Below are 13884 nucleotides of genomic sequence, written 5' to 3'. Positions count from 1 at the left end.
CCGACGGATTCGGGCGAGGGAGCCGTCGACGGACCGGTGCGTCCCGTCGCACGTGGCCGGTCGGAACGAAGCCGACCCCTTTTGCCGCCTGAACAGAGAGGGAACGTGTGAAACTGGACGGACCGGGTCGATGGACGCGAGGGAACCGGCGCTGGCTCCCCGCGGTCTGCTGGACGGTCGTGCTGGTCGGCGGGTCGCTGGTGACCCCGCCGGGACAGGGAACGACGCCGCTGGGACCGTTCGGACTGGTCGGACTCGACAAGTACGCGCACGCGTTCGGGTACGCGGTGCTCGGTGGGTTCGTGTCGCTTGCGGTCCGGCCCCGGTCGTGGCGCGGCGTCGTCCTGGCGGTCGCGCTGACGGCGGGGGTCGGTGCCGGCGTCGAGGTCGCGCAGGCGTTCGTCCCAGCGCGGTCGACCGCGCTCGCCGACGGCGTGGCGAACACCGTCGGCGCGGCGCTCGGTCTGGCGGTCTGGTGGGTGCTGACGGCGTCGCTGGACCGGTGAGCGACGGTCGACCGGGTGGAGGTCCCACCGGTCGGGGACGAACCCGAACCGTCTTTAGGGCCCCGTTCGGATTGGTCGGATACGATGTACGACCCGTCCGCGAAGGACGAACCAGAGTTCGGAGACGTGCTCGAGGCGCTCGACGACGCCGATTGCCACGCAATCATCGAGGCGCTCACCGAACCGATGACCGCCAGTGAACTCTCCGACGCGTGCGATATCCCTCTCTCGACGACGTACCGGAAGCTCGACCGCCTCACGGAGGCGTCGTTGCTCGCCGAGGAGACGCAGCTCCGTCCGGACGGTCGGCACACGTCCCAGTACCGGGTCAACTTCGAAGACGTCACAATCATGCTCGCCGAGGACCACTCGCTCGAACTCCAGATAGCTCGCCCGCCAGAGACGCCAGACGAACGCCTCGCTTCGATGTGGGAGGAGGTGCGCAAGGAGACATGACGCACCTCTCAGCACTCGTCATCGCGTTCAAGACGCTGACGCTCGTCATCGGTGGCCTCATCACCTACTTCGCGGCGAAGGCGTACCAGCGGACCCGGTCGCCAGCCCTGCGCGCGCTCGCGCTCGGGTTCGGCATCGTCACGCTCGGAGCGCTGCTCGCCGGGGCGGTCGACCAGTTCCCGGTCATCACCGCCTTCGACCGCACCGTCGCGCTCGCCGTCGAGAGCCTGCTCACGACCATCGGGTTCGGGGTCATCCTCTACTCGCTGTACGCCGAGTGACATCACCGTCCCGACACCGATTTACGCGCCGGTCCGCTTTGCTCCGCCAATGAGCAAGCCCAGCCCCGAGGTCTACGAGCAGGGGAAGGGGATGGACGCGCACAACCAGGTGATGCGTCGCATCCGCGCCCGGAAGGACGAGACCTACGACCCCCACGAGCCGACGCGCGTGTGGCTCGACGAGGACAACACGCCCGGCGGGGTCTACCAGAGCCTCACCATCATCCTCAACACCGGTGGCTGCCGGTGGGCGCGCGCCGGCGGGTGTACGATGTGTGGCTACGTCGCCGAGTCCGTCGAGGGCGGGTCGGTCGACCACGAGGCCCTGATGGACCAGATCCAGGTCTGTCTCGACCACGAGGAGGCGAACGCCGACGCGAAGAGCGGTCTCGTCAAGATATACACCTCCGGCTCGTTCCTCGACGAACGCGAGGTCGGCGCGGAGACGCGCCGGGCCATCGCCGAGACGTTCGCCGACCGCGAGCGTATGGTCGTCGAGTCGCTCCCGGACTTCGTCGACGAGTCGAAGATCCGTGACTTCACCCGGCACGGCCTCGACACCGACGTCGCCATCGGACTCGAGACGGCGACCGACCGCGTGCGCCACGACTGCGTGAACAAGTACTTCGACTTCGCGGACTTCGAGGCCGCCTGCGCCGAGGCCGTCGCGGCCGACGAGGCGGGCGACGAGGACGCTGGCGACGCCGGCGTGAAGGCGTACCTGCTGATGAAGCCCCCGTTCCTCTCGGAACCCGAGGCACTCGAGGACATGACGTCCTCCGTGCGTCGGTGCTCGGCCGTCGAGGGCTGTCACACCGTCTCGATGAACCCCTGCAACGTCCAGCGCTACACCATGGTCGACGAACTGTTCTTCCGCGGGGGGTACCGCCCGCCGTGGCTCTGGTCGGTCGCGGAGGTGCTCGAGTCGACCGCCGACTGCGACGCCATCGTCGTCTCGGACCCCGTCGGCCACGGCTCAGACCGGGGCGCACACAACTGCGGCGAGTGCGACGACCGGGTCCAGACCGCCATCAAGGACTTCGACGTGCGACAGGACCCGTCGGTGTTCGAGCAGGTGTCCTGCGACTGCGAGACGGCGTGGGAACTGGTGCTCGAACGGGAGACGAGCTACAACATGCCGCTCTCTCGCTGACTCTCACTCGACGCGCCGTCCGGCCGTCCGACCCTCGCTCATCGCCACCGGGACGTGCATCGTCACGACGCTCCCGCGTGGCTGGTTGTCCGCGAACGTGAGTCGCCCGCCGGACTGGGTGACGACCCAGTCGACCAGCCAGAGGCCGAGGCCGCTGGCGTGGCGCAACTGCGTTATCTCCTGCTCCTCGGAGATGAGCTCGCGCTCTGCGGCGGGGATACCCGGTCCGTCGTCGGCGACGGTGAGCTGCAACTCGCCTCCGCCGTTGGTCGCGCTGACGTGGACCGTGGGTTCGCCCGTGTCGTTGTGTTCGAGCGCGTTCTCGATGACGTGGTAGATCGCGGTCCGCAGCAGGTCGTCGGCCTGGACCTGGGCGGAGTCGGGCAGGTCCGTCGTGACGGTCGCAGCGGGATACTCCTCGGCGAGGTGGGCGATGGACGTCTGGACGCTCTCGCGGACGTCGACGGGTCCGGTCGCGTCGCGGTCGCGGTCGAGCGTCCGTTCGACCGCCCGCGTCTTCTCGGCGAGGCTGATGAGGTCCTCCGCACGGTCGACGATGGTCTCGACGTAGCCGACGGAGGCGGTCCCGTCGACCACGTCTTCGAGCATCTCCGCAGACCCCTTGATGATGTTCATGCCGTTGCGAAGGTCGTGTCTGAGCACGCGGTTCAGTATCTCGACGCGCTTCTGGCGCTCCTTGCGCTCGGTGATGTCCGTGTAGACGCCGAAGGTCCGCGTCGAGGCCTCGTCGAGTTCGACGGGGACGACCGTCATCAGGAAGTCGCGCAGGCCGTCGGTCGTCCGGCGCTTCACCTCGCGTTCGACGAGTTTGCCGTCCCGGGCCTCGCTGTTGACGAAGTCGGCCTCGTCGGTCCGGTCGTCCGGGACGATGTAGCCGTCGAGGTCCGCCCCGGTTATCTCGTCGGCGTCGTAGCCGAACACCTGCTCGAACGCGGGGTTGACCTCGACGACGCGGGGGATGCCGTCGTGGTGGACCGCGTAGACGACCGGGTCTGGGACGTTCTGGAACAGCGCTGCGAAGCGGTCGCGTTCGTCCCTGAGTTTGCTCTCGAAGTCGACCCGGTCGAGGGCGTCCGCGACGTGCGTCAACAGCAGTTCCGTCAGTTCGAGGTCCGACTGGTCGAACGCCCCCACCTCGTCGGAGGCCGCCTGGAAGACGCCCACGTCGCCGACCGGGACCGACAGGAGCGACCGGTACGTGCGACGCACTGGCGTCGCGTCGTCCTCGGCCTGGACGTCGTCGACGACCCACGACTGGCCGGTCCGGTAGGTCTTCCCGGCGAGGCCGTCCGTCACGGGCGTGCGGTCCCGGTAGCCCCCGGGTTCGACGCTGGAGGAGAGCGCCCGGGAGACCAGGTACCCGTCCTCGACCTCGTCGACGCTGCAGCTGTCGAAGTCGAGGACGCGCTCTGCTGCCTCGACCGTCCGCTCCCAGATGTCGCCGCGCGTCTCGCAGTCGTCGAGGTCGGAGGCGATGGCGTGCAGGGTCTCTATCTTGCGCTTTTGCTCGACGAGTTCCGACTCCATCTGCTCGCGCTCGCTCACGTCCTGGACGAACGCCAGCGCGCCGACGATCTCGCCGTCGTGGTCCCGCAGTGTCGTGTTGTACCACTCGCAGGTGACGAGGTCGCCGTCTGCGGTCACGTTCCGGTTGACGGTGACGCTCGGCGACTCCAGGGCACCCGAGAGGACGTCCTCGGCGATGTCCTCGATCGCGTCACGCTCGTCCGGCGGGGCGAGCAGGTCGAGGATGTCGGACCCGACGGCCGTCGAGCGGTCGTACCCGAACAGGACCGTCGCCCCGTCGTTCCACGTCGAGATGGTCCCGTCGAGGTCCGTCTCGACGATGGCGAGCGGTGCCTGCTCGTAGACGAGTTGCAGGCGCTCCCGTTCGCTCTCGACCGGGCGTGGCGACGTGGCGTCGGTCGCGCCTGACGGTTCGACGACGGCCTCGATGCGCTCGCGGAGCACGTCGACGCCGTCGCTCGCCGGGACGTAGCCGTCTGCGCCGGCCGCGATGGCCGCCCCGGCGACGCGTTCGTCGCCGGTGGCGGTGTAGAGGAAGACCGGACAGGTCGGGCGGCGCTCTTTCACCGGTTCGAGGAGCGCCACGCCGTCCCCGTCCGGCAGGTCGTACTCGGTGACCACGCAGTCGACGGTCCCGTCGAGCGCGTCGAGCGCCGACTCGACGTCCGTCGCCGTACTGACGGTCCACGGGAGTGCGGCCATCGTCTCGGCCCGTTCGTCGCCGTCGGGTGCGACGAGCAGGATACGTGTCGTTCGTCCGGTCATGCGACTCGCGGTAGCCCTACGGTGCCACCGATACTGGTCACCGAGGCCCCCCACCATCTTCAAACTTTGAGCCGTTCCGACGGTCGACCAGTGGCACGATGCGGTGGCTCACGGCGTCTGTGGTCGGCGTCGCCGGACGGTTCGGTTCGGGAGTCATCGGTCGGTCGGTCGTCGTCTCAACGGGCACCCGACGGGTGCCGGGGTGGTCACTCGGCGGCGAACCCGCGGAGGAGGGGTCGGCCGTCGGTCCCGCCCACGTCGGCGAGCGTCGCCCGTTCCGGGTGCGGCATCAGGACGGCGACCGAATCGCGCTGACCGACGAGGCCGGCGACGTTGTGCTTGGACCCGTTGGGGTTGGCCTCGTCGGTCAGTTCGCCGTCCTCGTCGCAGTACCGGAAGAGGATGCGGTCCTCGGTCTCCAGGCGGGTGAGTCGGTCCTCGTCGAGTTCGTACCGACCCTCGCCGTGGGCGATGGGGAGTTCGATGACCTCGCCCTCCTCGTAGCCCGCGGTCCAGGGCGTGTCGGTCCGCTCGATGCGGACGTTGACGTGTTCGCACTGGAACCGCGCGCTCTCGTTCGTGGTGAACGCGCCCTCGGTCAGTCCGGACTCGCAACCGACCTGTGCGCCGTTGCAGATGCCCAGCACGGGGACGCCGTCGGCGGCAAGTTCGCGGACATCGTCCATCACCGGTGACTGGGCGGCCATCGCCCCGCCCCGGAGGTAGTCGCCGTAGGAGAACCCGCCGGGGAGGAGGACGCCGGTCGTGTCCGCTGGCAGGCCGTCCTCGTGCCAGACGATCTCGGCGTCGATGTCGAGGTCGGTCAGGGCGTCGAGCGCGTCGCGGTCGCAGTTCGACCCGCCGAAGCGGACGACGGAGACCGTCATTCCCGGGCCTCGACCCCCACGTCGTAATCGTGGATGGTCGGGTTCGCGAGCAGGCGGTCTGCCATCTCGCTCGCGCGTTCGCGGGCGTCGTCGGCGTCGGTCGCGTCGAGGTCGATCTCGAAGCGGTCGGCCGACCGTAGCGCCTCCAGGTCGAAGTCCAGACGCTCCAGCGCGCGTCTGGTCGTCTCGGCTTCGGGGTCGAGGACGCCCTCTTTGAGTCGGACTGTCACCGTGGCGGTGTAGGCGCTCATCACCTGTACGAGCGCGTTCGTGTTCAAAAACTCTTGTGACTCTGCTCTGTGATACACGTTCGTGCATATGTGCGCCGGTCGACCCCACACCGTCGTTTTTGCCGGTCGACGCCGTACCGGTAGCCATGGAGCGAACGAAACTCCTCACGCTCGGTGGAGTACTGGCCGGCGTGGCCGGTCTCTGGACCGCCTGGGGGGTGTACGCACGTACGACGGCCGCCCCCGTGCCGTACACGACCCTCGACGAGTTCGAGGGCGTCGAACTCAGGGAGTACCCCGACCTCGTCGCCGTCGAGACCACCGCCGGGGGCGACGTCGAGGCGTTCCGCCGACTCTACGACTACATCAGCGGCGGGAACAGGCGCGCCGAGGACGTGGCCATGACCGCCCCGGTCGCCACCGCCGACGCCGGCGAGGACGGCACCGACGTCCCGATGACCGCCCCGGTCGCCACCTCCGAATCCGAGGACGGCGTCACCATGCGGTTCTACCTCCCCGGGACGTACACCATCGAGTCGGCACCGGAACCGACGAACGATAGCGTCGAACTCGTCCGCATCGAGGCCCACCGCGCCGCCGTGGTGCCGTTCGGCTGGTACGCGACCGACCGCCGCATCGAGCACGCCGGCCAGCACCTGCTCGACACGCTGGCCGCCTACGGCATCGACACCGTCGGAAGCCCCTACCTGCTCCGGTACAACGACCCGTGGACGCCACCGTGGATGCGCCGGAACGAGGTCGTCGTCGACGTCGAGACCTGAGTCGTCCGTCCCGTCGGTCGGACGCCGTCGCCGGGTCGACACTTGCACGGATGCGAACCCTTTTGCGCGCAGACCGATTGAGAGACCAACGATGTCTCCAACGACCAGCATCAGGAGGTGGTGTCGATGACGACTGATCTGACAGAGATTACCGTGGTCGGAGGAGACAAGACCGGACTCATCGCACGGGTCACGAGTCTCCTGTTCGAGCGCGGCATCAACATCGAGGACCTCGACCAGGCGGTCCGCGACGACATCTTCCGGATGACGCTGCACGCGGACGTCTCGGAGATGGTCTGTACGCAGGAGAAACTCAGGGCCGACCTGCACGAACTCGGCGACGAACTCGGCGTCGACGTACAGGTCCGGTTCCCGGCCGACCGCGAGACCCAGCAGATAGCCGTCCTCGCCACGAAGGAGAGCCACTGCCTCGAACGCCTGTTCCAGGCGTGGGCCAGCGGCGACCTCGGCGCCGACATCTCGGTGGTCATCGCGAACCACGACGACCTCGAACCCCTGGCCGAGCGGTACGACGTCCCGTTCCACGACGTCGGCGACGAGAAGGGGACGCCCGACGAGGGGCAGATACTCGACCTGTTCGGCGAGTACGACGCCGACCTCATCGTCCTCGCCCGGTACATGCGAATCCTCAGTCCGGACGTTGTCTTCCGGTACGAGGACCGCATCATCAACGTCCACCCCAGCCTGCTCCCGTCGTTCCCCGGCGCGAAGGCGTACCGGCAGGCCCTGGAGGAGGGCGTCCGCATCGCGGGCGTGACCGCCCACTACGTGACGACGGACCTGGACCAGGGGCCCATCATCACCCAGCGCGCGTTCGACGTCCCCGACGACGCCGACATGGAGACGATGCGAGCGCGCGGCCAGCCCCTCGAAGCCGACGCCCTGCTCGAAGCGGTTCGACTGCACCTCGACGGGAACGTGTCGGTCCACCGCGGCCGGACGGAACTGCGCGAGGCGGGCGACCCGGGCTACCAGCTGGGCCTGTCGCGCGAGGCGAGGAACGCGAATCCCGACCGGCCCGTCGACGGACTCGGCGAGATAGTGGCGGGGTCGGCCGACGCGGAGGAGACGGCCGACGACTGACCGGCTAGGCGTCCCACTTCTCGAGACACTCGTCGTCGCAGAAGTGGCGATGCTCGACGTTGCCGTCCGCCACCCAGGACCGAACGCGGTGGTCGTCGCCGACGACCGGGTCACCGCAGACCGCACAGGCCGGGGCCTCCTCGGGGTCGACGTCGCCGATGTCCGATGTCGGGTCTACCATGCTACTCGCTACGTGGACGTCCGACGCTTCAACGGCGTTGACGCCGGCAATTCTTCCACGGCCGCGTCACTCGACGGCCTCGGCCGGGCCGTCGCGCACGCCGATGCCCTTCGAGGCGAGGTGCTGGACCTGCTGCTTGGCGAAGCGCTCCTCGCTGGTGCCCCGGGTCGCCAGCACGTAGACGCGGGCGGTGCCCTCGGGGCGCATCGTCCGCCCGGCGCGCTGGGCGCCCTGGCGGCGCGACCCGCCGAGGCCGGAGGCGACGACGGCGAGTTCTGCGTCGGGCAGGTCGATGCCCTCGTCGCCGACGCGGGAGACGACGAGGGTGTGGCGCCCGCCCCGGCGGAACTCGGCGAACAGTTCCCGTCTGCGACCGTGTGGCATCTCGCCGGAGATGAATGGCGCGTCGAGTGCCTCGGCGAGTTGCTCGCCGTGGTCGAGGTACTCGACGAACACCAGCGCCTTCTTGTCGGCGTGCTCGGCGAGGAGGTGCCGGGTCTCCTCGACCTTGGCGGGGTTCCTCGCGGCCAGTTGCCGTCGGTCGTGCCCCGGTTCGGCGCTGGCGTGTTCGCTCCTGGTCTCGTCGTCGGCCCACGGCACGTACCGGATGTGGACCTCCGGTTCCTGCACGTAGCCCGCCTCGAACAGGGCGTCCCAGTCCGTGCCGATGGGCGGGCCGAGCAGGGTGAAGATGTCCTCCTCGCGGTCGTCCTCGCGGACCGGCGTGGCCGTCAGGCCGAGGCGGTGCTTGGACTGCAGGTCGGCGGTCCGCCGGCGCACGTCGGCGGGGATGTGCTGGCACTCGTCGTAGACGACCAGCCCCCACTCGCGGGAGTCGAACAGCTGGCGGTGCCGGTCCATCCCGGCGGTCTGGTACGTCGCCACCGTCACGGGTCGCACGTCCTTGGTGCCGCCGTGGTACTCGCCGACCTGGTCCTCGGTCAGCGTGGTGTGGGTCAGCAGTTCCTCGTGCCACTGGCTGGCCAGTTCGCGCGAGGGCACCAGAATCAGCGTCTCGCCCTCTATCTCGGCCATCGTCCCCATCGCGGCGACGGTCTTCCCGCTGCCCGGCGGGCCGACCATGACGCCGGCCTTCGCCTCGACGAACCGGTCGACCCACGCCTGCTGGTAGTCCCGGAGGACGAGGCCGAGGTCCATGGGCAGGGCGTCGCCGCCGTCCAGTTTGCGGTCGTCCCTGACGGGGTAACCCGCCTGGTAGAGCGTGCGCTTGACCGTGGCGACGTGCTCCTCGGCGACCCACGACGTCGAGTCGTCGATGGGCGCACGGAGACAGTCGGCGTCGAGTCGTTCGCGCGCCACGTTGCCCATCAGGCTGTCGGTCGTGGCTTCGAGGACGACGTACCCGTCCTCGTGGGTTCGCAGGACGAACTGGTTGGCGCGCTTCCACTGGTCCTCGACCCACGCCTCGAACTCGGGCGAGCGCTCGGAGAGCACCTGTCGCATCGTCCGCTCCAGGTTCTCGAACTCGTCGTACGGCGCCTGCCAGACGTCCTCGCGTCGCACCTCGTAGAGGTAGCCGCCAGACCGCGTCGTGTCGACGAGGTGGGCGAACTGCGAGCACTGCGCCCGGGTGAACTGGCTGGGCTGGTCCACCACGAACTGCCGGCGCTCCGGGAAGAACACCACGCGCTCGCGGTCGACCACGTCCCGCCAGTCGCTCGCGTACCAGACCGACGGGTCCGACTCGACGTCTGCGCGCTCGACGTCGCCCCGGTCGTGGAGCGATTCGAGCGCCTGCATCGCCGCCTCCTGGGTCGTGTCGAGGCGTCGGGCCAGTTGCGACGCGGTGATGACCGGTCGCCCGTGGGCTTCGAGTGCGTCGTAGAATCGGTCGACGCCGACGGCCGCCTCGACGACCTCCGTCTCGTCGTCGTCTCGTGTCACTGGCCTCCCGTAGTGGCCGAGCGGGCAACTGTGTTTCGTCCGGGCCGTGCCCGGTCAGGTCATCAGTCCGTCCGGGAGTCACCCGGGCCGGTCACCAGTCGAGTCGTTCGACGCTGTAACTCCCGCAGTCCGGGCAGATGTGGTGTTGCACGTCGTATCCCGACTCGCAGGACCGACAGACGTACTCGGACCCTTCCGTCTCTGTCAGCACGGCGGCCCGAAGCCGCCGCCTCACGTCGTCCAGCGAACCCATCTATCACTGCCTGTCTCCGGGTACCTTGATAGGTGTTAGGGCCGAACGTGCCGTGAGACCACTTTCACTTTCACCGCGCTTGGCGTGCGGTTATATCGCGGGCGTTCGAACCGTGCCGCATGGTCGAGGAGGACGTTCGTGAGACGCTCGACGCAGCGCGACTCGCGGCTGCCAGCGACGACTTCGACTCGCTGGAGCAGGCGGGCCTGCGTCTCGTCGCGCTGGCGCGTCGTCATCGCCGCGAGACGCGCCGGGCCGACGCCAACTGACCCGCCGGGCGGGCGCTCCCCGGCACGTATTTTATGCCGACGGCACGCCCAGCAACGGGCATGGCCAGCGATGCCGATGCCGCCGACGCCAGGGACGAGGCGGCCACCTACGACTACCGGAGCGACGACGTGGCCAGGCCGGACCTGCTCGACGCCCTCGCCGGCAGGGTCGACGGCGACGTCCGGTTCGACTCGTACTCCCGACAGCTCTACGCGACGGACGCGAGCATCTACGAGCAGACGCCCATCGGCGTCGTCTTCCCGCGGTCGACGGCCGACGTCTCCGCCGTGGTCTCGTACTGTGCTGCGGAGGAGATTCCGGTCCTTCCCCGGGGCGGCGGGACGTCGCTCGCCGGTCAGACGGTCAACGAGGCGGTCGTCCTCGACTTCTCGCGGTACATGGACGCCGTCGTCGAGACGCGACCCGACGACCGGCGCGTCCGCGCCCAGCCGGGCGTTCGGCTCGGGGACCTGAACGCCCGCCTGGCCGAGCACGGCCTCAAGTTCGCACCCGACCCCGCGTGGGGAGACAAGAGCGCGCTCGGCGGGGCCATCGGGAACAACTCGACGGGGGCGCACTCCCTGCAGTACGGCAAGACCGACGCCTACGTCGAGTCCTGCGAGGTGGTCCTCGCCGACGGCACCGTCACCGAGTTCGGCGAGGTGGCCCTCGACGACCTGCGCGCCCGGGCCGACCCCGACGGCGACCTGGAGGCACGCATCTACGCCGAGGTGGCCCGAATCGTCGACGAGGAGTCCGACGAGGTAGCCGAACGGTTCCCCGACCTGAAGCGGAACGTCTCGGGGTACAACCTCGACTGGCTGGTCGAGGACGCCCGTGGCGCGACCCGGGGCGTCGGCGAACCCGACGCCGAGGGCGGCACGGTGAACCTCGCGAAACTCGTCTGTGGGAGCGAGGGAACCCTCGCCGTCGTCACCGAGGCCGAGGTGTCGCTCGAACCCGTCCCCGAGACGAAGTCCCTCGCCCTGCTTTGTTACGACGACCTCGTCACCGCGATGGCCGACGTCCCGGCCATCCTCGAACACGACCCCGCGGCGGTCGAACTCGTCGACGAGGTGTTGCTCGACCTCGCCCGGGAGACCGCCGAGTTCGCCGACGTGGCCGCTCGGCTCCCGGACGGGACGCGAGCGACCCTGCTCGTGGAGTTCTACGCCGCCGACGACGCCGCGGGGAAGCGGGCGGTCGCGGACCTGCTGGCCGACCGCGTTCCCGCCGCACTCGGGGACGACGGCGACGCGTCGCCGTCCGAGTCCGACGAGCCTGCACGGGCGTTCGACGCGCTCGAAGCCTACGAGGCCGCCGAGCGCGAGACCGTCTGGAAGCTTCGCAAGTCGGGGCTCCCCATCCTGCTCTCGCGGACGAGCGACGCGAAGCACGTCTCGTTCATCGAGGACACCGCCGTCCCGCCGGAGTCGCTGCCCGAGTTCGTCGAGGGCTTCCGGGCCATCCTCGCCGAGTACGACACGGTCGCGAGCTTCTACGCGCACGCCGGTCCCGGCGTCCTGCACGTCCGGCCGCTGGTGAACACGAAGACCGACGAGGGCGTCGAGGCGCTTTCGGGCATCGCCGACGCCGTCACCGACCTCGTCGTCGACCTCGGCGGTTCGGTGTCGGGCGAACACGGCGACGGCCGGGCCCGGACCCAGTGGAACCGGAAGCTGTACGGCGACCACCTCTGGTCGGTCTTCCGGGACCTGAAGACCGCGTTCGACCCCGACTGGCTCCTGAACCCCGGACAGGTCTGTGGCGACGTCCGACTGACCGAACAGCTCCGGAGCGGTCCCGACTACGAGTTCGACGCGGGCTTCGACCCCGAACTGCGCTGGGAGAACGAGAACGGCTTCCAGGGGATGGTCGAACTCTGTCACGGCTGTGGGGGCTGTCGCGGCGACCAGCACACCACCGGTGGCGTGATGTGTCCGACCTACCGGGCGAGTCGGGAGGAGATAACCTCCACGCGTGGGCGGGCGAACATGCTCCGGCAGGCGATGTCGGGCGACCTGCCCGACGACGGCTTCGACGACGAGTTCGTCGACGAGGTGCTCGACCTCTGCATCGGGTGCAAGGGCTGTGCCCACGACTGCCCGAGCGAGGTGGACATGGCGAAGCTGAAGGCCGAGGTGGTCCACGAACACCACCAGCGCGAGGGCGTTCCCCTGCGGGATCGCCTGTTCGCGCGCGTCCACGACCTCTCGCGGGTCGGAAGCGCGCTCGCACCGGTCTCGAACTGGGTGGCGTCGTTCGGGCCCGCCCGGCGACTGGGCGAACGCCTCGTCGGCGTCGACGCCGAGCGCACCCTGCCGACGTTCCACCGGACGACGTTCCGCGACTGGTTCGCGGCCCGTGGCGGTCCGGCGGTACCGGCCGCCGACGCCGAGCGCAAGGCCCTGCTCTACCCCGACACGCACACCGACTTCAACGACCCCGCGGCGGGGAAGGCGGCGGTCCGGGTCCTCGAAGCCGCCGGCGTCCACGTGCAGGTGCCCGACGCCCCCGGTGACACCGGTCGCCCCGCGTACTCGACCGGACTGCTCGACCTGGCACGGGAGACGGCCCGGGAGAACGTCGCGACGCTCGCACCCCGCGTCCGCGACGGGTGGGACGTTGTCGTGGTCGAACCGTCGGACGCCGTCATGTTCCAGTCCGACTACCGCGACCTGCTCGACGGCGACTCCGTGGCCGACCTCGCCGGGTCGGCCTACGGCCTCTGCGAGTACGTCGACGCCTTCGTCCTCGACGAGCGCATCGACTTCGACGCGCCCGACGACCACCTCGTCTACCACGGCCACTGTCACCAGAAGGCGACCGAGAAGGACCACCACGCCGTCGGCGTCCTCCGACGGGCGGGCTACGCCGTCGACCCGCTGGATTCGGGGTGCTGTGGCATGGCGGGAAGCTTCGGCTACGAGGCCGAACACGGGGGGATGAGTGCTGCCATCGCCCGCATACTCTACGACCAGGTCGACGACAGTCCGGGCGACGTCGTCGTCGCGCCGGGCGCGTCCTGTCGCACGCAACTCGGAGACCGGGACGTGCTGGGCGACGGGGGCGCGGGAGCGGCGCCACCGACGCCGGTCGAGATGCTCGCCCGTGCGCTCCCGGACAGCCGTGGACGCTGACGTCCCGGGCGGCCGCCACCGGTCGGGGGAACGGGATTTTTGCCCGTGGGCGTGGTACGGGACGACGGACGCACGTCACACGCTCCATGGTTCACCACTCGCGTGCGTCCATTCCCTTCACGTGGGCGGGCCGTCGCGTCGAACCGAGGCATTGACGAGTTTGGAGCGCCAACGCCGCCTCATGGCAGAGACCACGGACATCGACCGGACGCAGGCGGTCCTGGCCGCCGCGACCATCGCGTTCGCCATCGTCGTCCCGGGCGTCCTCAACTATCTTCTCGGGGCCGCGGGCTACGAACTCGTCGGCAGCGCCGTCTGGGCGCTCGGCTACGGCGGTGCCGCGGTGATGTTCTGGTACGTCTTCATCCGCCCCCTCGACCTGACCGGTCCGGACTAGCAACCTTTCGTTAGCGTTAAGACTGC

Annotated in this window: 15 protein-coding genes; 9 read left to right on the top strand and 6 right to left on the bottom strand. The window is 69.4% G+C overall.

Going from position 1 to position 13884, the window contains the following annotated elements; translation table 11 throughout:
• Positions 1–107 precede the first annotated feature (107 nt).
• The 4 genes from ACSC1W_RS12105 to ACSC1W_RS12090 all read left to right on the top strand — a co-directional run bounded on the left by ACSC1W_RS12105 (position 108) and on the right by ACSC1W_RS12090 (position 2396).
• Entirely contained in the window at positions 108–506 is a 399-nt protein-coding gene (locus tag ACSC1W_RS12105) for a VanZ family protein (protein ID WP_435347728.1), read from the top strand.
• Positions 507–590: 84 nt separating this feature from the next.
• Entirely contained in the window at positions 591–962 is a 372-nt protein-coding gene (locus ACSC1W_RS12100) for a helix-turn-helix domain-containing protein (RefSeq protein ID WP_435347727.1), read from the top strand.
• Positions 959–1243: a DUF7521 family protein gene (locus ACSC1W_RS12095; protein ID WP_435347726.1), complete on the top strand. Its 285-nt coding sequence runs from the start codon at positions 959–961 to the stop codon at positions 1241–1243. Before ACSC1W_RS12100 ends, ACSC1W_RS12095 begins: the two co-directional genes overlap by 4 nt.
• A 49-nt stretch (positions 1244–1292) precedes the next feature.
• A complete protein-coding gene (locus ACSC1W_RS12090; RefSeq protein ID WP_435347725.1) occupies positions 1293–2396 on the top strand; it encodes an archaeosine biosynthesis radical SAM protein RaSEA in 1104 nt (367 codons plus the stop codon).
• Between the two features lie 3 nt (positions 2397–2399).
• Here ACSC1W_RS12090 and ACSC1W_RS12085 read toward each other — a convergent pair whose 3' ends face one another.
• The 3 genes from ACSC1W_RS12085 to purS form a co-directional block, all read right to left on the bottom strand.
• Positions 2400–4709 carry a PAS domain S-box protein gene (locus tag ACSC1W_RS12085; RefSeq protein WP_435347724.1) on the bottom strand — a complete coding sequence of 770 codons (2310 nt, stop codon included), beginning with the start codon at positions 4707–4709 and terminating at the stop codon, positions 2400–2402.
• A gap of 206 nt (positions 4710–4915) precedes the next feature.
• Complete coding sequence (gene purQ, locus ACSC1W_RS12080) at positions 4916–5596, bottom strand: phosphoribosylformylglycinamidine synthase I (protein WP_435347723.1); 681 nt, start codon at positions 5594–5596, stop codon at positions 4916–4918.
• Entirely contained in the window at positions 5593–5847 is a 255-nt protein-coding gene (gene purS / locus ACSC1W_RS12075) for a phosphoribosylformylglycinamidine synthase subunit PurS (RefSeq protein ID WP_435347722.1), read from the bottom strand. The genes purQ and purS overlap by 4 nt, the downstream gene beginning before the upstream one ends.
• 125 nt (positions 5848–5972) lie before the next feature.
• Between purS and ACSC1W_RS12070 the strand changes: the two genes are divergently transcribed.
• A complete protein-coding gene (locus tag ACSC1W_RS12070; RefSeq protein WP_435347721.1) occupies positions 5973–6608 on the top strand; it encodes an SOUL family heme-binding protein in 636 nt (211 codons plus the stop codon).
• A gap of 126 nt (positions 6609–6734) precedes the next feature.
• Positions 6735–7712 (top strand): formyltetrahydrofolate deformylase, encoded by a 978-nt coding sequence (locus ACSC1W_RS12065; protein ID WP_435347720.1) that lies wholly within the window; start codon positions 6735–6737, stop codon positions 7710–7712.
• Between the two features lie 4 nt (positions 7713–7716).
• Here the strand turns inward: ACSC1W_RS12065 and ACSC1W_RS12060 are convergent, their stop codons facing one another.
• The 3 genes from ACSC1W_RS12060 to ACSC1W_RS12050 form a co-directional block, all read right to left on the bottom strand.
• The gene (locus ACSC1W_RS12060) at positions 7717–7893 is read right to left on the bottom strand and encodes a DUF7576 family protein (RefSeq protein ID WP_435347719.1); all 177 of its coding nucleotides are present in this window, start codon (positions 7891–7893) and stop codon (positions 7717–7719) included.
• A 66-nt stretch (positions 7894–7959) separates the two neighbouring features.
• Positions 7960–9798 (bottom strand): DEAD/DEAH box helicase, encoded by a 1839-nt coding sequence (locus tag ACSC1W_RS12055; RefSeq protein WP_435347718.1) that lies wholly within the window; start codon positions 9796–9798, stop codon positions 7960–7962.
• Positions 9799–9889: 91 nt separating this feature from the next.
• A complete protein-coding gene (locus ACSC1W_RS12050; protein WP_435347717.1) occupies positions 9890–10051 on the bottom strand; it encodes an FmdB family zinc ribbon protein in 162 nt (53 codons plus the stop codon).
• A 119-nt stretch (positions 10052–10170) separates the two neighbouring features.
• Between ACSC1W_RS12050 and ACSC1W_RS12045 the strand changes: the two genes are divergently transcribed.
• The 3 genes from ACSC1W_RS12045 (at position 10171) to ACSC1W_RS12035 (ending at position 13858) form a co-directional block, all read left to right on the top strand.
• A complete protein-coding gene (locus tag ACSC1W_RS12045) occupies positions 10171–10320 on the top strand; it encodes a hypothetical protein (protein ID WP_435347716.1) in 150 nt (49 codons plus the stop codon).
• Positions 10321–10380: 60 nt separating this feature from the next.
• Complete coding sequence (locus tag ACSC1W_RS12040) at positions 10381–13461, top strand: FAD-binding and (Fe-S)-binding domain-containing protein (RefSeq protein ID WP_435347715.1); 3081 nt, start codon at positions 10381–10383, stop codon at positions 13459–13461.
• 181 nt (positions 13462–13642) lie between these two features.
• A complete protein-coding gene (locus ACSC1W_RS12035; protein ID WP_435347714.1) occupies positions 13643–13858 on the top strand; it encodes a DUF7996 family protein in 216 nt (71 codons plus the stop codon).
• Positions 13859–13884: the final 26 nt, after the last annotated feature.

The organism is Haloarchaeobius marinus, from assembly GCF_051207415.1.
Lineage (GTDB): Archaea > Halobacteriota > Halobacteria > Halobacteriales > Natrialbaceae > Haloarchaeobius.
This window is presented reverse-complemented; position numbering and strand designations above follow the sequence as displayed.